The 21,688-nt window shown below is 61.2% G+C and carries 14 protein-coding genes, 1 tRNA gene and 1 pseudogene; 6 read left to right on the forward strand and 10 right to left on the reverse strand.

Translation table 11 applies throughout. The features are described from left to right. Positions 1 to 4: 4 nt before the first annotated feature. The 3 genes from M1P90_RS01095 to M1P90_RS01105 form a co-directional block, all read right to left on the reverse strand. Complete coding sequence (locus M1P90_RS01095) at positions 5 to 2,629, reverse strand: ATP-binding protein (RefSeq protein WP_483700797.1); 2,625 nt, start codon at positions 2,627 to 2,629, stop codon at positions 5 to 7. Between the two features lie 225 nt (positions 2,630 to 2,854). Then, positions 2,855 to 3,511, reverse strand: coding sequence for an alpha/beta hydrolase (locus M1P90_RS01100; protein WP_483700798.1), 657 nt, complete (start codon positions 3,509 to 3,511; stop codon positions 2,855 to 2,857). Between the two features lie 274 nt (positions 3,512 to 3,785). Then, complete coding sequence (locus M1P90_RS01105; RefSeq protein ID WP_483700799.1) at positions 3,786 to 5,753, reverse strand: DUF4910 domain-containing protein; 1,968 nt, start codon at positions 5,751 to 5,753, stop codon at positions 3,786 to 3,788. 787 nt (positions 5,754 to 6,540) lie between these two features. Here M1P90_RS01105 and M1P90_RS01110 point away from each other — a divergent pair. Further along, on the forward strand, positions 6,541 to 7,872 hold the full coding sequence (locus M1P90_RS01110; protein WP_483700800.1) for a cytochrome P450: 1,332 nt from the start codon (positions 6,541 to 6,543) through the stop codon (positions 7,870 to 7,872). Between the two features lie 106 nt (positions 7,873 to 7,978). On the opposite strand, the gene M1P90_RS01115 is transcribed toward M1P90_RS01110, so the two are convergent. Next, positions 7,979 to 9,508 carry a choice-of-anchor Q domain-containing protein gene (locus tag M1P90_RS01115; RefSeq protein ID WP_483700801.1) on the reverse strand — a complete coding sequence of 510 codons (1,530 nt, stop codon included), beginning with the start codon at positions 9,506 to 9,508 and terminating at the stop codon, positions 7,979 to 7,981. A gap of 534 nt (positions 9,509 to 10,042) precedes the next feature. On the opposite strand from M1P90_RS01115, the gene M1P90_RS01120 reads away from it, so the two are divergent. From M1P90_RS01120 to M1P90_RS01140, 5 genes are all read left to right on the forward strand, one after another. After that, entirely contained in the window at positions 10,043 to 12,283 is a 2,241-nt protein-coding gene (locus M1P90_RS01120) for a molybdopterin-dependent oxidoreductase (protein ID WP_483700802.1), read from the forward strand. A gap of 258 nt (positions 12,284 to 12,541) precedes the next feature. Beyond that, positions 12,542 to 12,922, forward strand: a complete 381-nt coding sequence (locus tag M1P90_RS01125; protein WP_483700803.1) for an iron chaperone — start codon at positions 12,542 to 12,544, stop codon at positions 12,920 to 12,922. A 327-nt stretch (positions 12,923 to 13,249) separates the two neighbouring features. Next, positions 13,250 to 14,275, forward strand: coding sequence for a phosphotransferase family protein (locus M1P90_RS01130; RefSeq protein ID WP_483700804.1), 1,026 nt, complete (start codon positions 13,250 to 13,252; stop codon positions 14,273 to 14,275). Between the two features lie 309 nt (positions 14,276 to 14,584). After that, complete coding sequence (locus M1P90_RS01135; RefSeq protein WP_483700805.1) at positions 14,585 to 14,938, forward strand: hypothetical protein; 354 nt, start codon at positions 14,585 to 14,587, stop codon at positions 14,936 to 14,938. 8 nt (positions 14,939 to 14,946) lie between these two features. Continuing rightward, positions 14,947 to 15,993 (forward strand): hypothetical protein, encoded by a 1,047-nt coding sequence (locus M1P90_RS01140; protein ID WP_483700806.1) that lies wholly within the window; start codon positions 14,947 to 14,949, stop codon positions 15,991 to 15,993. 121 nt (positions 15,994 to 16,114) lie between these two features. Here the strand turns inward: M1P90_RS01140 and M1P90_RS01145 are convergent. The 6 genes and pseudogenes from M1P90_RS01145 to fabF form a co-directional block, all read right to left on the reverse strand. Continuing rightward, a pseudogene (locus M1P90_RS01145) lies at positions 16,115 to 17,330 on the reverse strand (IS701 family transposase). Between the two features lie 321 nt (positions 17,331 to 17,651). Next, positions 17,652 to 17,727 (reverse strand) — tRNA-Lys (locus tag M1P90_RS01150). 50 nt (positions 17,728 to 17,777) lie between these two features. Beyond that, positions 17,778 to 18,434, reverse strand: a complete 657-nt coding sequence (locus tag M1P90_RS01155; protein ID WP_483700807.1) for a HEAT repeat domain-containing protein — start codon at positions 18,432 to 18,434, stop codon at positions 17,778 to 17,780. 30 nt (positions 18,435 to 18,464) lie between these two features. Then, on the reverse strand, positions 18,465 to 19,319 hold the full coding sequence (locus M1P90_RS01160) for an SDR family oxidoreductase (protein WP_483700808.1): 855 nt from the start codon (positions 19,317 to 19,319) through the stop codon (positions 18,465 to 18,467). Between the two features lie 21 nt (positions 19,320 to 19,340). Continuing rightward, complete coding sequence (rnc, locus tag M1P90_RS01165; protein WP_483700809.1) at positions 19,341 to 20,048, reverse strand: ribonuclease III; 708 nt, start codon at positions 20,046 to 20,048, stop codon at positions 19,341 to 19,343. A gap of 80 nt (positions 20,049 to 20,128) precedes the next feature. Continuing rightward, positions 20,129 to 21,367 (reverse strand): beta-ketoacyl-ACP synthase II, encoded by a 1,239-nt coding sequence (gene fabF, locus M1P90_RS01170; RefSeq protein ID WP_483700810.1) that lies wholly within the window; start codon positions 21,365 to 21,367, stop codon positions 20,129 to 20,131. Between the last annotated feature and the right edge of the window lie 321 nt (positions 21,368 to 21,688).

Genomic DNA, 21,688 nt, shown 5'->3' on the forward strand with positions numbered 1-21,688 from the left:
CATTTCAGGCGCGAGTTTCGAGCGCCTCCGCGATTGCCTCGTCCAATGTTAACGCCTGCCCTGCGGCCCATTCCTGCGACCATTCTTCTGCGCTGAGTTCGGCACGAACCTGCGCCAGCGCGCGCTCGTAGGTGGCGCGGGCGGCAGGCGCAGGCCGGCATCCGATCGACTGGCGCGCCTTCTCGGCGGCGGCCCATAGCCGTGCCGCGCGTTCAGGTTCTTCGTCGAGTGCAGCGGCGGTGCCAAGCCCGGCCAGGCACCAGGCGATGCTCGCCTGATCGCTGAGCTGGCGGCTCATCGCTACCCCTTGTTGAAACCAGCGCACCGCCTCGGCCACACTGTTCTGGCCCAGTGTGGTTTCGCCCAGGCTGTGGTACGCCCATGGCAGGCCAAAATGCTGCTCGCCCAACGAGCGGAAGATCGCAAGAGCTTGCTGATGAAGATCCGCCGCCCGGTTATAATCACTGCGTAGTTGGGCTGCATGTCCCAGATGATTCAGTCGCCAGCCGTTCCACAAGCTCCACCAATTCGAACCATCATTCGGCCAGAGTGTGTTACTTTCGGCCAGTAGTTCCTCGGCGTGTGTGGCATCTTCATCCAGAATCGCCACTTCTGCCACTGTTATCAGCCCCCAAGCTAAGCCTTCCGCATTGCCCTGTTCTCGATAGATTGCCAGGGCTTCGGAAAAATGCGGCCAGGCAGTCGCGCTGTCGCCTTGCTCTCGCGCCAGCCAGCCAATCCGGCTGAGCACCCACGGCGTCATCCAGGCGTCTTCGAGCTCGCGCGCGAGTTCAAGCGTTTGCTCATATTCGGCCTGTGCCGCGCGATAGTTGCCAGTGTAGCCGAGCAGTTGGGCAAGCTGATGCCGCACATGCATATGGAGCGCGGTACGGCCAACCCCAAGCGGGTGATCGAGCGCGCGCTGCAGTGTGGTTATAGCCTCCTGCCGGACACCGCGATCAAACCAAAGCGAAACCAGAGCAAGCGCGAGCCGCAACGCTGCCTCCGAATCGCCCATCACAGTCTGGCTCCAGGCGAGCGCCGCGATCAAGTTATCGTAGTCAGCATCAACCCGGTGCGTCCAGGCGTTTTCATCTTCGGTCGCCTGTTCGGAGCTAAACTCGAGGTAAAAGCGGGCGTGCTGCCGGTGCACACTTTCGGCTTCGCTGCTCGCTTCAAGCTGCTCAAGCGCATATTCGCGTATGGTTTCCAGCATGCTGAAGCGCGCCTCGCCATTCGCTTCTTCGGCCCGGCGCAGCAAGCTCTTTTCGGCCAGCGCTGCCACTCCTTCCAGCACGGTGGCCCGCGAATCGAGGCTGGCATCGCGCGTTTCGCCGCTTCCTATTTGCCCTAAAGCCCTCAGCGCTGCGTCGCCCAGCTCACTGCCTTCGGTCATCAGCACTTCTTCGGCTGCCGCCAGCGTGCAGCCACCGACAAATATGCCAAAGCGCCGGAAAAGGGTTTGCTCGGTTGGGTTCAGCAGATCGTAGCTCCAGCTGATTGTGTTGCGCAGCGTTTGTTGCCGCGCCGGCAGATCGCGCTGGCCAGCGGTTAATACACCTAAACGACTGCTCAGGCGCGCCAGCAGCGCCTCGGGCGTGAAGAGCCTGAGCCGCGCGGCGGCCAGCTCGATCGCCAGCGGCAGACCGTCGAGCCGGGCGCAGATCTCGGCCACCGCTGGCGCATTGGCGTGGGTCAGCCGAAAATCGGGCCGCGAGTCCTGGGCACGCTCGACGAACAATGCGACGGCGGCATATTGCGCGATGTCTGCGCTAAATGTGTGCATAGGCGATTGAAGCGCCATTTCGGGCAAGGCGAGCGGCTGCACGGCGTGTTCGCGCTCGCCGCGCACGCGCAGAATCTCGCGGCTTGTGATTAGCAGCTTTAGGTATGGTGCCGACGCCAGCAGGTCGGCGGCCAGCGGCGCGGCGTCGATCACATGCTCGAAGTTGTCGAGCAGCAGCAGCATGTGCTTGTCGTGCAGGAAAGCCCGCAGCTGGTCCAGCAGCGGCAGGGGGCCAGACTCGCGCAAGTGTACCGCCAGCGCAATCGCGCCCGCGACCTGCTTGTGCTCGCGGATGGGCGCAAGATCGACAAAAAACACGTCGTCGGCGAAATCGCTGGCAAGCTCTTCGGCGGCCTGCAGGCCCAGGCGCGTCTTGCCAATACCGCCCGGCCCGCTCAGCGTCACCAGGCGCGCATCGGGCCTGCGCAGCAGCGCCACAATTTCGGCAAGCTCGCGTTCGCGGCCAATGAGAGTGGTTGGTTGAGTCGGCAGATTATTGCGCTGTGGAGCGGGCGCTGCTTGCGGGGCATCGGTGGTGGCTGTCGCCACGGCCGGCGCTGCCACAAACGCGCCGCGCGCAACCGACTGGGTTGGCGGCGCGAGCCGATCCACGCCGATCTGGGCGCGCGCGGCCTGAATAAACGGCGCGCGCTCTTCGGCGGCAAGCTCAAGCTGCTCGGCAAGCAGCGCGGCGATCTGGCGTGAGGGCCGGCGCGCATCGCCCTCGATCTTGCGAATCGTGTCCAGCGAGCAGCCAATGCGCCGCGCAAGCTCGTCCTGGGTCAGATCGAGTGCTTTGCGCCGCCGCTTGATCCACAGCCCCAGCGAAATAACGTCGCTCATAATCGCTTCCCCGAATCCGGCGCGTTTGGATGTGAGAATTGCTGCGTGGGTGACGTATGACGCATTGTACTGTGAAACAATTCGCGTGTATAGTCCCGGTAAAGTCGGCTGGCGCAATCAGGCCAAACGGTTTGAGTGAAAATAGAATCGAGAACCACGGAACCGCTCGCCTTCTCATCCTTTCTGTACGGCGACTCATCGAAACTCATCAGCTGAGACGCTCGCTCAATGCCGCTTCCCAAACGCCCACGCGACCATGAGTGGAAATTCTTTTCGCCACATCGCGTCGTCGTGCCCTGAATCTCGCTCGCGCATCACCACATCCGCACCTGCATCGCGCAGTGCGGCCGCCCAGCGGGCTGCGTTTTCGAGGAAGAACGGCTCCTGTGTGCCGGCCACGAGATACGTGCGGGGCAACGAGCTTGGCATCACATCCGGCGGCCGGTATCCCGCGCCGGGCGAGGCTGAGAAGATCGCGCCGTAGCGGCCGGGGTGGCGAAGCCCCATGGCAAGCGCCAGCTCGCCACCCGCCGAAACGCCAAACACCGCGCTGCGCTCGGCCGGCAGATGCACACCGAAACGCGCTCGCACCCACGCATCAAGGTCCTCAACGAAAAATCGCTCGTGCGCTGCAAAGCGCTCCGGGTCGAATTTGGGAGAATATTCGTGCAGCCGGAGTGTCTCATCTGCCACGCGGTGCGCGCCAACGATCATGGTCGGCGGCACATCCGCAGCTTCAAGCACTTCGCCCCACTGCGCGATCAACTGGCCGTCACTGGCGAAAACGATCGCCGCGGGTGGGGCGGGCGGAAGATACACCGTGACGTGCCGACCAGCATCATAGGGGAGTGTTTCGGTGATAAATTCGCCCACAATTGGCATCCGTACCCCTCCTTCGGCTCACGACGACACACCAGCCGCCTGAAAACAGACCGAGCGTTCTCGCAGTTTGCAGTCGGCAGGATGCAGCAGTACTCTGGAAAATAAATTCCTTATTCTCAGCTTCCAGGAAGCACAAGCCAGTTTTGCTTCAATCTGATAGCCAGATTAGCTTGCGGAAAGCTTGTCTGGATAAAAAGAACTTATTTCCCAGAATAAGACGGCAATTGCTTTTCCAGGCTCCGATGCGTTTCTTGCCGGTGGAATGGTCAATTGTTTACGTCCCGCGCAGCTCGACCAGCTCCAGCCGCTCCAGCAGCCGGAAGTAGGCAATCAGCCCCTCCGGGTCGCGCACATCGGTCTCCAGCTCGGTGAGGTCAAGGATCTTGCCGAGCGTGCGCGCGCCATCCGACCAGTACAGCGCCACGTCGGCGGGCAGGTCCATAAACTCGCCGTGCCTGCGCAGCGCGGCCTTGGCGGCGGCGCGCTCGTCGGGCGGCAGGCGGCGCAGGCGGGGCTGCAAGCTGATCGGGCCGCGATGCCGCCGCACCGGCACCAGCCGCGCATCGGCGTCGGCCAGCGTGCCGCGCTCGGAAGCCCGCCAGTCGTCGAGCACATCGCGGGCGCGCGCCCAGGCCGCGTCGGTGAAGGTGGCGGCTTCGGCCTGCCAGGGCTGCGGGTCGAAGGCAGGATCAAGGCGGCGCAAACTCTCGAGCGCGGCCTGCTGCCGGTCGAGCCGGAAGGCCACGCGTGCCGACCAATCGGGGCCGTTGGGCGCGCCGCCGCCCAGCGCGGCAGTGGTGGCGCTTTGCAGCTTGCGCGCCAGCCGCACCTCGTAGCGATAGTTCATTTCGCGGGCGAGCCAGGCCACCTCGCGCGGGCCGGCGTTCGCGACAAAATAGGCGTAGGTCGCGGCCAGAGCGGCGGCGCGCGCCAGCGAGCGCGGGTCCACGCGGTCGAGCGTGTCGGCGGTGGTGTGGTAGAAGCGGTCGGGCCACTGGATGAGCATGGGCGCGGGCACGCCGACCGACGGATCGCCAAAGATGTAGTGGTCGCTGCCATTCGAGAAGGGCACGACGGCGTGGCGGAACAGAGGAAACTCGCCCTGGCCGTTGAAGGTGTGCGCCTGGCCGAAATAGCCCTCGCGCAGCGCTTCCAGCAGCGGCGCAACAAAACTCGGCATCGCGTCGGAGGTGCGGATGAGCAGCCAGGAGCTGCCGGTCTGGTTCTGGTCTTCGCCAACCATATCCAGGTTCAGGCCCGCCAGCATGCGCGGCAGGTCGGCTTCGTGCGCGGCGAGGTAGGCGTAGGTGCCGGTCATCTCGGGCATCCACAGGAAGCGGATGCTGCGCTGCGGCTGGGGCAGCGCGCCACTGGCGATCAGCGCTTGCAGTGCGCGCGCCGCCTCCATCGCCGCCGCGACGCCGCTGGCATTGTCGTTGGCGAAGGGCGCGGGGTGGCACAGGTGCGCGGTGATCACAATTTCCTCGGCGGTTGCGCCAGGGATGAGCGCCGACACGGTTTCGATTGTGCCGTCGGCGAAGTGGCTGCGCACGCGGGCGTGGGCGCGCACGGTTTCGCCACGCGCGGCCCGGCGGGCAATCGTGCGGCGCAGCTCGGCACCGGCGCGGGGAGTGAGCGCAAAGCCAAAGGCGCGCGTTTCGCCACCCCACCACCACCACGACGCATACTGAATATCGTCCTGCAAATCGCCGGGCGGGCAGACCTCGGGCACGCTGCGCATGCCATCGAAGATCAGGCCGGCCGCGCCAAACTGCTCGATCGCCAGCGGGTGCGCGGCCATGGGCATGATGCGCGTCAGCACCAGCTTGCCGCGCACATCCAATCCTGCGTAGTGCTCGGGCCGGTCGCCGCCCTCGATCGCCACAATCTCGAACTCGCCGTCGGCGGGCGCGCTGCGTGGCATAAGCGAAAGCGGCACCGCTCGGTAATCGGCCAGCCGCCGCAGCGCGCCGTCGGCCTCGATCAGATGCAGGGTTGCCTCGTCGCACCACCACTCCTGAAACATTGGCTCAGCCCAGGCATAGGCGCCCTCGCGCGCGGGGAAGCGCTCGAGGGCGCTCGCCAGCCCATAGCCGCGCAGCGTGGCATCGACCCACTCGGCGGCTTCGCGAAACATCGGGCTGGCCTGGATGCGGTGCCACTGGCTCACGCGTGCCACGGTATTCTTTGCGGCCTCGCCGGAAACTTCGTTATTCAGCAGGTTGAGGAGTGCCTGGTACATTGTGATCTCCCTCTTCCGGGGCTGCGGCCCCGTGCCTCTTTGTGCGTGGGCGTATGCGATACGCCCTTGTACTTTTAGCGGGGGCGTATGCGATACGCCCTTGTACTTTTAGCGGGGCGCTTCGGCCCCGTGCCTCTTTGTGCGGGGGCGTATGCGATACGCCCTTGTACTTTTAGCGGGGCGCTTCGGCCCCGTGCCTCTTTGTGCGTGGGCGTATGCGATACGCCCTTGTACTTTTAGCGGGGCGCTTCGCCCCCGTGCCTTCGACCGGTGAAACCCTTGCCGGTTTCCCCGGACCCCTTCCGGCAAAGAGCGCTGTACCAAAATGTACGACTTGCGTTCATGCCTCCGTCGCTTCGATTAAGCGAATCTGGTGATCACTGCTGCTATGTGCTGTTTGCACTCGTTGCTCGATGCCAGCTTTTGGCATAACGGAGGCATGAGCACTCAACATTGAATATGGCAACCACCTAAAATTTGGGGTCCAGGGGCGAAGCCCCGGCCGGGGTGCTGGGGCGGGAGCCCCGGCGGCCTTGCGGCCCGAGCAAAACCACATTTGAATACTGCAAGCTTTCAGTAATAAAAGCAAAAGAACGGCCCTGCGGCCTAAGCAAACTGCATATCGGGCTGGCACAGCCCGCGCCCTGCGGCCTGAGCAAAATCACGTTCGAGTGCTGCAAACTTTCAGCAGTAAAAGCCGAAAGAACGGCCCTGCGGCCCGAGCGCTGCACGCCAACAGGCCAGATATGATACCATAAAGGCCCACGCATCCAAGATGGAGAAACACATGGCCGTTTCGATCACGTCGCCGCTGCCGCTGCCACCGGGCCGGCGTGGCTTCCCTGTACTCGGCGAGACGGGCGACTGGGCGCGCGACCCGCTGAAGTTCGCGCGCGACCGCCACGCCCGCTACGGGCTGGTGTGGCGCACGCACCTGATGGGCCGCCCAACGGCGGTGCTGCTTGGCCCCGATGCCAACCGCTTTGTGCTCGGCACGCACATGCACCTCTTCTCGTCGCGTGAGGGCTGGAGCAAAACAATCACCTCGCTGATTGGCGACGGCCTTTCGCTGCTGGATGGCGCGACGCACCGCCGCCACCGCGCAATGATCATGCCGGCGCTGCACGGCACGACGCTGAATGCCTACTTCGACGAGATGCACGCGCAGGTGGCGGCGCACGCCGAGCGCTGGCTGGCGGCGGGCGAGCTTGGCATGTTTGCCGCGTTCAAGCGCCTGAGCTTCGACATTGCGACACGCCTGATGCTGGGGCCGCAAAGCCAGGCCGAGGCCGCCGAGTGCTTCGAGCTTTTTCACACCTTTACACGCGGCCTGTTTGCGCCGCCGGCCTGGAAGCTGCCGTGGATTCCGTATGGCAAGGCCTGGAACGCTGGCCTGCGCCTGCGCCCGATCCTGCGGCGGATTGTGGGCGAGCATCGCAGCATGGGTGGAACTGATACGATTCTGGGCATGCTGGTGAGCGCGCGCGACGAGCAGGGCATGGGCTTTTCCGATGATGAGCTGGTGGATGAGCTGCTGGTACTGCTGTGGGCCGGCCACGACACAATCACGTCGCTGCTGACGTGGGTGGTCTACGAGCTGGCGCGCGACCCATCAGTGGCCGCGCCGGCGCTGGCCGAGCAGCGCGCGTTTGGCGCGGGCGGGCTGGCGCTGGCCGACCTGCGGCGCATGCCCGCGCTCGACCGGGTGCTGCGCGAGGCCGAGCGCCTGCACCCGCCCGCGCCCGGCGGCTTTCGCGCGGTGGTGTCGGAGTTCGAGTATGGCGGCTACCGCATTCCGGCGGGCTGGAATGTGATGTACTCCAGCGTGTTTACGCACCACATGCCCGAGCTGTGGCGCGAGCCCGATCGCTTCAACCCCGAGCGCTTCGCCGGGGCGCAGAACGAAGGACGCCAGCCGTTCTGTCTGGTGGGCTTTGGCGGTGGGCCGCGCGTGTGCGTTGGGCTGGCCTTTGCGCAGATGCAGATGCGGATTGTAATGGCCTACCTGCTGCGCACGCTGCGCTTCGAGCTGCTGCCCGGCCAGCGTTTCGACCCGGTGGCGGTGCCGACGCGCATGCCGCGCGATGGGCTGCGCGTGCGCGTGAACGCGCAGGGATAAGGGGTTGGGGTTTGGGCATTGCGCTGCGCAACGATTGCTTGTTTCGACGACCGACCACGGGTTCGCCACCAGTGGTCGGTCGTCGTTTGTTGGGCTTGCCCAGCGCTTATTTACCCGCCAGTGGTACATACAGCATTGGCAGCGACGCGCCGAATTCCACCGCGCCAGCGTCGCACATTGAGCCAACCGGGCGAGGTGCGCCGCGCTGGTCGGTAGATGGCGGCGGGCAACCAGTGATCACGAAATCAATCGCCGGGCTGCCGGGCATTGGCAGAAATGTGTGCGTTGGGCCGCCATTGTTCGCCAGCGGGCCGAGCCGCACGTTCGCAACCTGCGTGAAACCGCAGGTGTTGTCGGTGGCGAGGTTGTAGCCGCTGCTGATGATTGTGCCCGCGCAATTCCCGCCCTGCCGGCTATTCGTGACAATACTGTTCTTGACCGTCACCGTGCCGGTGTAGCGGTTGTCGCGAAAGATGCCGCCGCCCCTGGGTGCCGAATTGCCGCTGAGGGTGACGTTTGTGAGCGCGATAGTGCCGCCCGCCGTCTGGTACACGCCACCGCCGCTGTCAACCGCCGAATTGCCGCTAAACGTCACGTTTGTGATCGTTGAGGTGCCGCTCACGTTGTACAGGCCGCCGCCGGTAAAATCAACAGAGTTGTTGCTGAACGTCGTATTTGCCAGCGTCAGCGTGCCGCCGGAATTGCAAATACCGCCACCTTCGCTGCTGAAGTTGCCGTCGAACGTGGCATCGGTGACTGTTGCTACACCTGCCTGGAAATTAAAAATGCCGCCGCCGCAGTAGAAACTCTTGTTGCCGCTGAACGTCGCGTCGGTTATCGTGGCCGTGCCGTCGTTATAGATTGCGCCCCATTTGTCGGTGATGTTTTCGCGCAACTGCGTGCCGTTTTTGATGGCGAGCACGGAGTTGGCGAAGTTGTAGATGCCGCCGCCCTCGTTTGCCGTGTTGCCAGCGAACTGGCCGCCATCGATCGTGACGGATGCGCCGTCCCAGGCCAGGATCGCCCCGCCCCAGCCGTCCGTGCTGTCGGTGGCTTTGTTGTTGCGCAGCACGCTGTTGACGATCGTGGTGCTTGCGCCGGCGAAGCGCGGGTATAATGCCCCGCCGTTCAGCGCGGTGTTGCCTTCCAGCAGGCTGTCGCGAATCGTGAGTGGCCCAAGGCTGAGGATCGCGCCGCCGCTGAGCGTGGCGTGGCTGTTGCGGATGGTGCTGCTTTCCAGTATCAATGTGCCGTTCGACGTGTTGCGAATCGCCCCGCCGTCGCCATTGAAGAAGGCGCGCGTCAGCACCAGCCCGCGCAGCGTAAGTGTTGCGCCCACGTCGAAGATGCGGAATTGGTTCTGTGCATCCAGCGTGATCGTGCCGCCGCCATCAATCGTTGTGTCGGCGTTGATTGATTTCTGGCCGCTGACTGGGATGGTGTGCGCGCCCGCGCCGCAGTTGAAGCTAATCGTGCCGCCCGTCGCGATCAGGCTGTTCAGCTGGGAATCGCTGCTACAGTCGGTCACTACGCCGCCGCTGGCGCGAACGGGAAGCGCCCCGCCTACTGCCAGCAGCGCAACGACCAACGCGCCGAAGAAGTGGTGAGCCCTGCGAAACCGTCGAATGCTGCCCATGAGCTCTCCTTTGGTTGCGATGACGAACGGCTCGGGCAGGTGCCGCCAATATTCTCGTTCCGCCGTTTCCAGCCGTGGCGCGCCAGATCAGGCAAGGCTGCGCTTGCTCTCATGGAGTGCGACAAACACATACAGTGTGCGGCTCGGTTATCCGAAACGGGATACAGCTATTGTAGCACGGAAGCGCCCCCAAAGTGCTGCACCACCGCCTATAGCAGTTTGCAGTCGGCAGGACGCAGTAGGCAGTTGAATTTTCCGCGCTACAACGCCTTCTCGCCAGCATATGAGTGTTCAATTGTTCTGCAAACCGCCGAAGCCGGGGCTAGGTCAACGTTGGAATAAGAACGCGATCGATCGACAGATTACGCAAGTTATATAAAGACGAGGTCCATAATCTGCGAAATCTGCGTAATCTGTGGATGAATTTTTGGGACTTTGACATTCTGCTGTGGTTCGCGCTATGATCACGTCCTGGAACGCCAGGGAAGCGCTCACTTCTGACCACTGACTCCTGAACATACAAGGAGGTCGCCGATGACCAGTCAAGCCGGTGAGGCCGTTGCGCTGCGGATCTGCCCGTTCTGCGAGGCATGTTGCGGCCTGGAAGTGCGCCTGCGCGACGGCGAGGTTGTGAGCGTGCGCAGCCACGCCGCCGACGTCTTTAGCGCCGGGCACCTTTGCCCGAAGGGCGTGGCGCTCCGCGACCTGCACGCCGACCCCGACCGCCTGCGCACGCCGCTGATCAAGCGCGACGGTCGTTTTGTCGCGGCGAGCTGGGACGAAGCCTTTGCCGAGATCGAGCGCCGCCTGCCGCCGATTATTGAGGCGCACGGCCACGACGCAACCGGGCTGGTGGTGGGCAACCCGGTGGTGCACAAGCTCGCGCTCCAGCTCTACTTCCCGCGCCTCTTGCGCGCCCTCGGCACCCGCAACGTCTTCACCGCCTCGACACTCGATCAGCTGCCCAAGCAGCTTGCGGCCGGCCTGATGTTTGGCCACTGGCTCTCGGTGCCGGTGCCCGATATTGAGCGCAGCGATTTTCTGCTGATTCTGGGCGCGAACCCGGCCGTGTCGAATGGCAGCATGTGGACCGTGCCAAACGTGCGGGGCAAGCTCAAGGCTCTGCGCGCGCGCGGCGGGCGCATTGTGGTGGTCGATCCGCGCCGCAACGAAACGGCGGCCCTGGCCGATCGGCACCTCTTCATCCGTCCCGGCGGCGACGTCTTTCTGCTGCTTGGCATGGCTCATACGCTGTTTGAAGAAAAGCTCGTGCGCCTGGGCCGTCTGGCCGATTATCTGGCCGGGCTGGAAGCGCTTCAGGACGCCGTCGCCGCCTTTCCACCCGAGCGCATGGCGGCGCGCTGCGGCATTGCTGCCGCCGACATTCGCGCGCTGGCCCGCGAGCTGGCTGCCGCCGAACGCGGCGCGGTGTATGGGCGGGTTGGCACCTGCACGCAGGAATATGGCACGCTGGCAAGCTGGCTGATCGACGCGCTGAACGTGCTGACGGGGCATCTCGACGCGCCGGGCGGCGCAATGTTCCCGAAAGCCGCCGCCTTTGCTGCCAACACGGCCGGTGCGCCGGGGAGCGGGCGCGGCGTCGTCACGGGTCGTTACCGCAGCCGGGTGAGCGGCGCGCCCGAAGTCATGGGCGAGCTGCCAATGACATGCCTGGCCGAAGAAATTGCCACGCCGGGCGCGGGCCAGGTGCGCGCCCTGATCACCATCGCGGGCAACCCGGTTCTGTCCTCGCCGAATGGGCCGCGCCTCGCCGCTGCGCTCGATCAGCTTGAGTTCATGGTCAGCCTCGATATTTACCTGAACGAAACCACGCGCCACGCCGACGTGATTCTGCCCGGCGGCTCGCCCCTCGAAGAATCGCACTACGACGTTGCGTTCAGCCAGCTTTCGCACCGCAACCATGCGCGCTACAGCCCCGCCGCCCTGCCGCGCCCGGCCGCTATGCCCGCCGAGTGGGAAACGCTGCTGCGCCTGTGCGCGATTGTAGGCGGGCGCGGCGCGCAGGCCGATATTGTGGAGCTTGATGACGAGCTGGCTGCGGCGGATGTGCGCCGTCAGGCGGGGGTGCACGCCGACGCCGTGCTGCGGGCGGTGTCGCGCTGGCAGGGGCCGGAACGCCTGCTCGACCTGGGTTTGCGCGCCGGGCCGTATGGCGACCAGTTTGGCCTCAAGCCCGACGGCCTGAACCTCGCCAAGCTCATGGCTGCGCCCGATGGCATCGACCTTGGCCCGCTCGTGCCGCGCCTGCCCGAGGTGTTGCGCACGCCCTCGGGTAAGATCGAGCTGGCGCCACCGATGCTGCTGGACGATCTCGGTCGTGTGGCGGCCGACCTTGAGCGCCCCGCGCCGGAGCTTGTGGTGATTGGCCGGCGGCAGCTGCGCTCGAACAACAGCTGGATGCACAACCTGCCAACGCTGGCGAAAGGCCCATTCCGCTGCACCGCCCTGGTGCACCCAGCCGACGCGGCACGTTTCGGGCTGCGCGACGGCGCGCTGGCGCGCATCACCAGCGCCGACCGCGCCATCGAGGCGGTGGTCGAAATCAGCGACGAGATGATGCCCGGCGTGGTGAGCCTGCCGCACGGCTGGGGCCACAACCTGCCCGGCGCGCAACTCGCCCTCGCGGCCGAGCGGCCCGGCGCAAACCTTAACGCCCTGCTCGACGAGCAAGCGCGCGACCCGGTTTCGGGCAATGCGGTGCTGAACGGCCAGGCGATTGCGATTGCGTCGCTTGCTGATGCGCCTGGCGCATAAAAAGGTGCTGCGCCTGGCAGTGCGCCCAGCTGCCGGCACATCTCAACAAATCATCGATTGTCTGTAGTGTATTCGCAGGCCGCAGTTTAGATAGGCCCATACAAAAGGAAACAGCCGTTGCGCTTCGCCACGCCCGATCGTTATTTGTAGGAAGTGGTGCGCGCCATCGATATACGAGCGCCCGATGACATATGTGCCGCCTCTGCGTAGTGGTCAGCACCCCTGGCCCGACGCTCTCTGAAGATTGGCAACGCTACGATGAGTGCTTCCAAAAATCACTTCGCAACCATCGACGAGTACATTCAGTCGTTTCCGACGGCCGTGCAGGAACGATTGCACCAGATTCGGCAAACTATCAAAGACGCCGTACCCGAGGCGGAAGAAGCGATCAAATATCAGATGCCGACCTTTGTGCTGCACGGTAATCTGATTTATTTTGCCGCCTGGAAACGCCATATCAGCCTGTACCCGATTACGGCGGAGATGGAGGCATCGATTCAGGAGTTGCACGACTATACGACCTCAGGAAAAGGCACCATCCAATTCCCACACGACAAACCGCTGCCGTTGCCACTTATTCGCACCATTGTTGGCTACCGCGTCCGCGAGAATCGCGCGAACAACAACAAGGCTGGCTGACAACACGAATAATAACCGTTCGCCCGCGTGCGCTTTGAGCGCAGGGGTTATAGCAGTTTGCAGTTGGCAGTATGCAGAAGGCAGTTGCATTTTCTGCGCTGCAATGCGTTCTCGCGAGCATATGAGTGTTCAATTGTTCTGCAAACCACTATAGGGATCGGGGATTGCGATGCGTAACAAGAACTTCCCCTGCCCTATAGCAGTTGGCAGGATGCAGAAGGCAGCTGCATTTTCTGCGCTGCAATGCGTTCTCGCGAGCATATGAGTGTTCAATTGTTCTGCAAACCGCTATAGAACCTCACCTGGAATTGAACTCGACATAAAATTATGAGCGAACCGAGCGCACAATCACCAGCGCAGGTGTATTCGCAACGCCTTGGCGCGCTTACGCCGCGCCAATTCCAGGCTGCACTGACCCGCTTTGGCCTGGGCGCGTTTGTGGAAGCCGCGCCCGTCTCGCAAGGTTTGTTTGGCCAGAATGTGTTTGTCCACAGCTCGCAGGGAAGGTATGTGCTGCGCGGCGTGCCTCACTATCCCTGGCAATTCCCCAAAGAGCGCTTTGGGGCGGCACTTCTCCACGAGCATACATCGGTGCCGGTTGCGCATCCCTACTTGCTGGACACCTCAACCGACATTTTTGGCTGGCCGTATATGCTGATGCCGCGCCTGCCTGGCACAAGCCCCGCCGACCCGCGCCTGACCGACGCAGAGCAGCTTGATATTGCGCAGGCGCTGGGCCACAACCTGGCGCAGGTCCACCAGTTGACCTGGCCGCATGCCGGTACCTACGACCTCGCAACAGACACTATTCAGCCGTTTGGCGAGGGATTTGCACGCTGGATTGTGGCCGATATACGGCAGTGGCTGGCCGCAGCGCAGGCACACGGCGAAGCGACCACAGCCGGCGATGGCACGTGGATCGAGGAAATTATTGGCGACGCCCAGGCCGCGCTTGCGCATGGGTTCCAGCCCTGTTTCGTGATGAATGACTATAACCCCGGCAACGTGCTGGTGACGGATGACAGCGGCAGGTGGCAGGTCAGCGGGCTTTTCGACTTGATGGAGTATTATTTCGGCGATGGCGAAGCCGATTTGATGCGCCTGATTGCGATCTATCTCGGGCAGGCGCAGCAGCGCGGCGAGGGCCTGGCTCGCGCGTTTGCCAGCAGCTACCTCAAGCAGAGACCTGCGCGTGCGGGCTTTGCGGAGCGCTATGCTCTGTATATGCTGCGCGACCGCTTGATAGTGTGGGAATACGGCACACGCCACGGCACTAACTGGTTTGCGCCCGGCCAGTCGTTTCGTGACTACGTCGAGCCATTTACGCAAAGCTGGCGCCGTGTTGTGCCCTAGCTCAAAACGTTGCCAACGCAAGGCTCTAGGCAATGACGCCTAAAGCTTCGTGATGATGATGAGCCACATAAGACCCGAACCTGCAAATCCTCTGATTAGGATTCAGGCATCATCTAGAGTGAGCTGGCGAATCATCGCATAACAAAGCCATCTTTATTAATCGCCGCTATTTACTCCACAGGCAAAATTCAAGCAAACTGTTGTATAGCTCATGTGTTATACATGGGCTATTTTTTACCCTTTTTCTATGGCGCTGGTATGATACAATTTTGTTATTCACTTCCGTAGGATTTTAGCGGAGTAAAATGTATGAGCAAGCAAAATCACAAAACTGCCTTTATTATCTCTGGTGCAACGCAGGAAGCTACCGAGGACAAATTTACCTCTAAAAGTGTGAAATATAAAAGAAGAAACATAAAATCAGGGCTAGAAAACTGGCTGCAAGTTATTCAAGAGATCAGACAATATCAAATGACCGATAATCTAGTTGCTATATTAATGTATTTAACTGAAGAGACTTTATTTAATACTTGCGATGAAGAATATAAAGAATTTTGGCCTATATTACTCAAAGAAATGGAAAAGGTTCCATCTTTAATATTTATTTACGAAGATAATCTTGCTGGTATTTTTCGTGCATTACTGAAATTGAAGATGAATTAGAAGATCTATTGAATGAAAAGAAACCAAGATATCCATCTTTACGGAAGGAAAATTATGATGCTTGGAAATTAGATCAAGATCGACAACTAAATTTGCGAATAAATAAGTTAAACGAAGATGCTGATAGTATTTCTGAGATTTTCAATATCATTTTTTCGAGCAATGTAGAAATTGTTCCATTTAAGAAAAGATCGGAAAGAAATATACGTGCGCAAGAATTCATAGATGAAATTGATAGTGGTGTGTTTCTGCGTTTATATGTGCCTAATGGTAAATTAGCATCTGAGCAATTTGGGGATTGGTTGAAGCTGTTTGAAGGTTATTTACAGCAAGCAGAGGGAAGAGATGTATTTATTGAGAGCCGTAAAACGAAGCATGGCATTATATATATATTTAGGGAAAAGGATATATTAATAACGGCAGAGCAATTAGAACTGGTGAAAAATAATTTTGATATTTTCTTGAGTACATTACAAAGTAATTCACGACAAGCAGAATCTATGCTTGTAACTATGGGAATGGATTCATCAACTGCAATAGACTTTGTGGCTAAATATGCAAAAGAGTCTAGGCGTATTATAAGAGACTTGAAATATGATACTGAAAGAAGATGGCTTGCATTACGGGAACGCTGTGAAGAGGAATTAGATGATCTTTTAACAGGAGATAATCCATTATTACTTGCTCCTGAAATGCCAAACCCTCTATTTTCGATTATGAATAATTCGGCCCCAGTAACTATCCATTTTGCAAATGTTACAGCAGAGCAAGGGGCAGTTATACAATCACTTGTAGCTGGTGCCGTTAATGGTAATATTACATATGTGCCAGAAGATAATTTATTAATTGAGCTATTTGATAAACATGTTGAACGTCTACAAGCACTACAGCTAAAGTCGGAACTAGATCAACTAAAAGACGATTCCATGCCAGATGATCAGCGTAAAACTTCGAAGCAAAAAATACTCTCATTCCTATACAAGTTCGGTAAATACATAGGCGATAATGCAATGAAGGTATTAATAGCGTATGTGGAAAAGCAAATCACGGGCTAGGAATTCCTAACAAAGAATTCTCTAATGCGGAATTTTTCATTCACAGTAAATTTCCACACTTTTTCTTACACGCTTACAGTAGTCATTTTATAGCTAAGGTTTTGCAGAAATAGGCGAAAGCTCAGGGTAAAGCCAAACGGAGCTTGATATCGGACAGAGTCATGCCTTGGTGCGATTGTTCGATGGCCCAAGCAAGCGTTTTGCCCAAGGTCTCGCGAGCGATGGTGCGACAGGACTCGCCAATGGTCATCAGGCGTGTGTGAGCCCATTCGAAGGCACGATCATGCTTCAATTGGCGCATCAGAGCCGTGTACGCCAGGACGACGAGGTGCATGTGCCTGGTCTGGCCCATCCCGTCCCTGAGCTGACACTCGCCCATGCCCAAATGCTGCTTCCCGTCCCGATGAAAGGTCTCCGTCCCTGTCCAGCGCTTTTTGTAGACCTTCAAAATGCGATGAGCTTCCCACTGGGTTCGGTTGCTGATCAGGATCTTGCGTGGCGTCGCAGCTTCTGCTTCTGACCACAACACCAGAATACGCACTGGGTGGTTGACATTGGGCAGACGAACGGACTTGGTGAAGCTACCATTGCGTGTGACCGCCGACCGTAAACTTGGTGCGAACAAGCGGCGTGAGCGTTTTGACCCACTCAGTCACGCTGGTCTGCTTCCCGCTGACTACAATCACTCGGTTGGCTTTCAAATCACCGATGTAGCTGCGACCTTTGGCGTGGAGGGTGTTCATAATTGGCGCGTTGGTGAAGTAACTGTCGAAGGTGAAGTCGCCCGGTATGTCCTCAGCGACAACCCAATCGATCAGTTCCTTAGCGAGGTCGGTGTGATTCTTGAACGGGCGCTCGTCGTCGCACTGCTCGCGCTTGCGGAAGCGCCGGAAATCGAGCGGATAATGCTTCCCACTCGGGTTGACGTAGTTGGCAAACAGGTAATCGTGGGCGATCAGGTGGCGTTTGTCGGCATGGTCCCAGAAATAGCCGACATCCTCTATCAGTTTGCCGTCATGATCTATCAAAGTGTTATCGATCGCGATAACGCCGTCGTGACGATAGCGCGTTGCAGCGTCCTGTTGAAGCCATTCGAGCCGGTGCGCGTTGATGCGCTGGACATCCCAGGGCGCTTCAGTCAACCATCGATTGAGAGTGGATTGGTCGGGTGGGGCGGCAAACTCTCGCGTGATACCGCTCACGGTCTTGTGCTCCGCTACAAACAGCCCGGTCAGGTATTCGGCAAAGTGGCGGCGTGAAGGCTCATTTGGAAACAGGTCGGCGAACTGGACCAGCAGTTCCTCGACCACCTGTGGTATCGCGACAATTGCTGGCACCTGTGCCTCCCAACTGGTAGACCAACGCTCGCCTGATCATATGCTCAGAAGCTTGTTGCCGCAAATCTGCAAAAGTCCAGTTATAGCTTCCTAATCACATGCTTGAAACACAGTTATTTACAGGAAATATTCTGCAAGTTGAAAAACACGATCTTGAAAGTTGATGAATGGCCGATTCAGTGAGCTTAAAAATACTTCCTGTGAGGATGCTGAGTTGAGAGTCGTGCCTGACAGCGCCACGTAGATTTATTACCTCCCACGTTTTATGCCAGCGACGCAAAAAGCCCCCGAAGCAATCACGCTTCGAGGGCTTTCTGATGCTGGTGAGCCGCGTAGGACTCGAACCTACAACCCGCTGATTAAGAGTCAGCTGCTCTACCAATTGAGCTAGCGGCCCGTCTCACAACGCGGCGGATTATAGCATAGGATGGCGAAACGCGCAAACGGCTATTCTTCTTCGCTCTGGCGTTGCAGCAGCGCGCGCATGCGCTCGAAGGTGTCGTCGGCCCTGCTGGGGCGCGCTGCGGCGATCTCCTGGCTGGCGCGCTGGGCGGCGGCGGCCACGCTTGCGCCCCACGAGGTCGCGCTGCTGTCGCTGGCGGCCAGCGCCTCCAGTGGTGCAATTGCGTCGGCAATGTGCAGGTGGCCGAGCGCGTTACACACGGCGTAGCGCACGTCGGGGGAAGGGTGCCGCAGGGCGGTGAGCAGAGGGTGGAATGCGCGTGGGTCACCGATCTTGCCGAGCGCGGCGGCGGCGCGGTGCGCCACCTGCGGGTCGGTGTCGGCCAGGCCGTGAAAGAGCTGGTTGATCGCATGGCCTTCGCCAATCACGCCCAGCACGCGAATCGCCTCTACGCGCGCCGCCTGGTCGTCGCTCTCGGCGAGGGCGAGCAGCGGCCCCAGCGCGGCGTGGCCAATCACGCCCAGCGACCAGGCGGCGCGCATGCGCACGTCGTGGTCGGGGTGGCGCAGCATGGCCGCGAGCGGCTCAACCGCTGGCTCGCCGAGCATGCCGAGCGCAAAGGCCGCCTGCGCGCGCTGAAAATCGTCCTCGCCCTGGAGGTCGGCAATCAGCCGCGCAATGGTTTCGGGCGTGCGATCCATGGTTCCTCCTTCAGAGGCGTTGGCGTGCGGTCAGGGCTGCGCCAGCCCGAGTACCGTTGCAACATCGCGGATGCGTGTATGGAGCAGCGCATAGGCTGGCTCGCTGTCGAGCGCGCAGTTGCGCGGGCGGCGCGTGCTGCTTGCGGCGCTGCTGGCCGAACGCAGCGCGCCAGGGTCGTGGCCGTGCGCGGCGGCGATGGCGCGCGCGAAGTCGTAGCGGCTGAGCGTGGCCGGCCCGGCCAGGTGTACGCGCCCGCGCTGACCGGCAGCGACCAGCTCCAACAGCCCCGCCGCAAGGTCGGCCACGGCCACCGGGCAGCGCAGCTCGTCGGTGAAGAAGGCCACGTCGGCGCGGCCTGCCAGCGCGTCGAACACCAGCTGCTCGTGCGGGCCGGGCTGCGCGCCGCCATAGATCAGCGAGGTGCGCACAACCAGCGCGTCCGGCAAAATTTCCTCGGCGCTGCGCTCGGCGGCGGCTTTGGCCTCGCCATAGGGCGTGATCGGGCTGGGCGCGTCGGCGGCGGTGTAGCGCTGGCCGGGCGGCAGCTCGCCATCGAACAGTGCGTCGCTGGAAAGGTGCACCATGTGCGACCCAGCCACGCGGGCTGCGCGTGCTACATTCGCAGTGCCACCGGCGGTGGTGGCCCACAGATCCGGCCCGCTTTGCCGATAGGCTGTATGAATCACTACATCCGGCCGCAATTCGGCCAGAGCTTCGGTGGTGGCCGCAGCGTCGCGAATGTCGAGCTGCCGCCACGCCACGGGCGCGAGCGGCGGGTGCGTGCTGAAAAAGGTCGCGGCAACATCCCAGCCGCCCACCAGCGCCTGCCGCGCCAGCTCGGCGCCGAGATAGCCCGCCCCGCCAGTTATCAGAAGTCGTTGCATGGAAGTGATTGTAGTACTGCGCTACGCGGGTCGCACCGCATCAAGCTGTTGGAGCGCGAGGCGCGCGGCAGCCTGCGCGGCGGCTTGCTTGCTTGGGCCTGCGCCGACGCCCAGCTGCTCGTCGCCGGCCAGCACCGCCATCGTATATTCGCGCCGCGGGTCGCTGCCCGTCTCGGCAATGACATAGTAGCGTGGGGTGATGTTGCGCTCGGCCTGGATGCGCTGCTGGAGCTGGCTTTTGTAGTCGAGCGCAAGCCCATTGGCGTCGATTTCGGCCAGCTGCGGCTCGAAGAACTGCGCGACAAAGAGCTGCGCCGCGTCGATGCCCTGGTCGAGATACACGGCTCCCACCAGCGCCTCGAAGGTGTCGGCCAGCAGGGCATCGCGCTCGCGCGCGCCGCTTTGCTCTTCGCCCTTGCTCAGGCGCACATACGCGCCCAGGTTGATTGTGCGGGCGAATTCGGCCAGCGTAGTGGTTTTCACCAGCGCCGAGCGCAGCGTCGTCAGCTCGCCCTCGCCGCGCTGCGGGTAGCGCTCGAACAGGAGCGCCGCCGTCAGGTAGTTCAGGATGGCGTCGCCCAGGAATTCCAGCCGCTCGCCGTCGATCAGGCCAACGCCCTGGTCGGGGCGCTCGTGCAGAAACGAACTGTGGATGAGCGCGCTTTGCAGCAGGTTGGGGTCGCTGAAAAACAGCCCCAGGCTGGTTTGTAATCGGTCGAGTGGAGGCATGGTTTCAGTTTTGAATGTTGAGTGCTGAGTGCTGAATTGAGCAATACCGCAACTCAACACTCAGCATTCAACATTCAGCACTATTCGTAGCGGCGGAACACCAGCGAGACATTGTGCCCGCCAAAGCCAAACGAGTTGCTCATTGCGACATTGATGCTGGCCGGGCGCGCGGCATTCGGCACATAATCAAGGTCGCACTCCGGGTCGGGCGTTTGCAGGTTGATCGTGGGCGGCAGCACGCCATTTTGCAGCGCCAGGATCGAGATGATTGCTTCGATCGAGCCAGCTGCGCCGATCAGGTGGCCGAGCTGCGACTTGCTGGAGCTGACCGGCACCTGGTAGGCGCGCTCGCCCAGCAGGGTTTTGATCGCCTGCGTTTCGGCAATGTCGCCAGCGGGCGTGCTGGTGCCGTGCGCGTTGATATAGTCGACATCGCTGGGCGCGAGGCCGCCGTGCTGAAGGGCAAGACGCATGGCGCGCAGCGCGCCCGCGCCGCCGGCCACCGGCTGCGTGATGTGGAAGGCATCCGACGACGCGCCATAGCCGACGACTTCGGCCAGGATGCGCGCGCCGCGAGCGACGGCGTGCTCCATATCTTCGAGCAAGAGCAGCGCGCAGCCTTCGGAAAGCACAAAGCCATCGCGCGTGGCGTCGAACGGGCGCGACGCGGTGGACGGGTTGTCGTTGTTGGTCGAGATCGCGCGGGCGCTGACAAACGCGGCAATGCCAATCGGCGTGATTGGGGCCTCGCTGCCGCCAGCGATGATCGCCTTGGCCCAGCCGCGCCGGATGGTCTCGGCGGCTTCGCCAATCGCGTGGGCTGCCGTGGCGCAGGCCGAGGTTGGGCAGAAGCTGGGGCCTTTCAGACCGAACTGGATGGAAACCTGCCCGGTGGCCATGTTCGTGATCATGGCGGGCACCAGGAAGGGGCTGACGCGGCCAGGGCCTTTGTCGCGCAGGGTGTGCAGGCCGTCGGCAAAGGTCTCGATGCCGCCGATGCCGCTGCCGATGATCACGCCAATGTCTTCGGCGTTTTCGGGCGTGACCGTCAGCTCGGCCATTGCGAGCGCCTCGCGGGTGGCGGCAATCGCAAAGTGGATGAACCGGTCGTTGCGGCGCACCTCTTTGCGATCCATATAGTTCTGCGCCTCGAAGTTCTTGACTTCGCCAGCGATTTTCGACTCAAGGCCGGTTGTGTCGCACAGCGTCACCGGGCCGACGCCGCTGCGCGCTTCTGTTATTCCCTGCCATAAGGTTGGCACATCCAACCCAAGTGGGCTGACCGCGCCCATGCCTGTGACCACGACGCGCCGTTCCATCGGCCTGGCCTCCTCAGTAGCGAAACAATGCGCCGCCATTATAGCAGAGGCGTGCGGGCTGGGCAATGCGGGGGTGACGGGGTGAAAGGGTGACGGGGTGACGGGGTGAAAGGGGTGAAGGGGTGAAGGGGTGAGCGTAGAACCGAGAACCGAGAACTGAGAACCTGCAACCGCATAGGGGTTTAGGGTCTAGGGTTTGGGGATTGAGCTTACAATCGCAACCTGCAACCTGCAACCTTGTGAACCTGCAAACCCAAAAACTCCGTGCCTCTGTGTCTCCGTGGTGAATTTTCGTCCTTCGCCACTCGTCGTTCGTCCCAA

Source organism: Kouleothrix sp. 19917 (assembly GCF_057073505.1).

What these genes read in the sequence shown, in the direction of transcription:
- M1P90_RS01135 (WP_483700805.1), top strand. Translation starts at nt 14,585, where the DNA reads ATGAGCAAGCAAAATCACAAAACTGCCTTTATTATCTCTGGTGCAACG.
- M1P90_RS01100 (WP_483700798.1), bottom strand. Translation starts at nt 3,511, where the DNA reads ATGCCAATTGTGGGCGAATTTATCACCGAAACACTCCCCTATGATGCT.
- fabF (WP_483700810.1), bottom strand. Translation starts at nt 21,367, where the DNA reads ATGGAACGGCGCGTCGTGGTCACAGGCATGGGCGCGGTCAGCCCACTT.
- M1P90_RS01110 (WP_483700800.1), top strand. Translation starts at nt 6,541, where the DNA reads ATGGCCGTTTCGATCACGTCGCCGCTGCCGCTGCCACCGGGCCGGCGT.
- rnc (WP_483700809.1), bottom strand. Translation starts at nt 20,048, where the DNA reads ATGCCTCCACTCGACCGATTACAAACCAGCCTGGGGCTGTTTTTCAGC.
- M1P90_RS01130 (WP_483700804.1), top strand. Translation starts at nt 13,250, where the DNA reads ATGAGCGAACCGAGCGCACAATCACCAGCGCAGGTGTATTCGCAACGC.
- M1P90_RS01125 (WP_483700803.1), top strand. Translation starts at nt 12,542, where the DNA reads ATGAGTGCTTCCAAAAATCACTTCGCAACCATCGACGAGTACATTCAG.
- M1P90_RS01115 (WP_483700801.1), bottom strand. Translation starts at nt 9,508, where the DNA reads ATGGGCAGCATTCGACGGTTTCGCAGGGCTCACCACTTCTTCGGCGCG.
- M1P90_RS01155 (WP_483700807.1), bottom strand. Translation starts at nt 18,434, where the DNA reads ATGGATCGCACGCCCGAAACCATTGCGCGGCTGATTGCCGACCTCCAG.
- M1P90_RS01160 (WP_483700808.1), bottom strand. Translation starts at nt 19,319, where the DNA reads ATGCAACGACTTCTGATAACTGGCGGGGCGGGCTATCTCGGCGCCGAG.
- M1P90_RS01105 (WP_483700799.1), bottom strand. Translation starts at nt 5,753, where the DNA reads ATGTACCAGGCACTCCTCAACCTGCTGAATAACGAAGTTTCCGGCGAG.
- M1P90_RS01120 (WP_483700802.1), top strand. Translation starts at nt 10,043, where the DNA reads ATGACCAGTCAAGCCGGTGAGGCCGTTGCGCTGCGGATCTGCCCGTTC.
- M1P90_RS01095 (WP_483700797.1), bottom strand. Translation starts at nt 2,629, where the DNA reads ATGAGCGACGTTATTTCGCTGGGGCTGTGGATCAAGCGGCGGCGCAAA.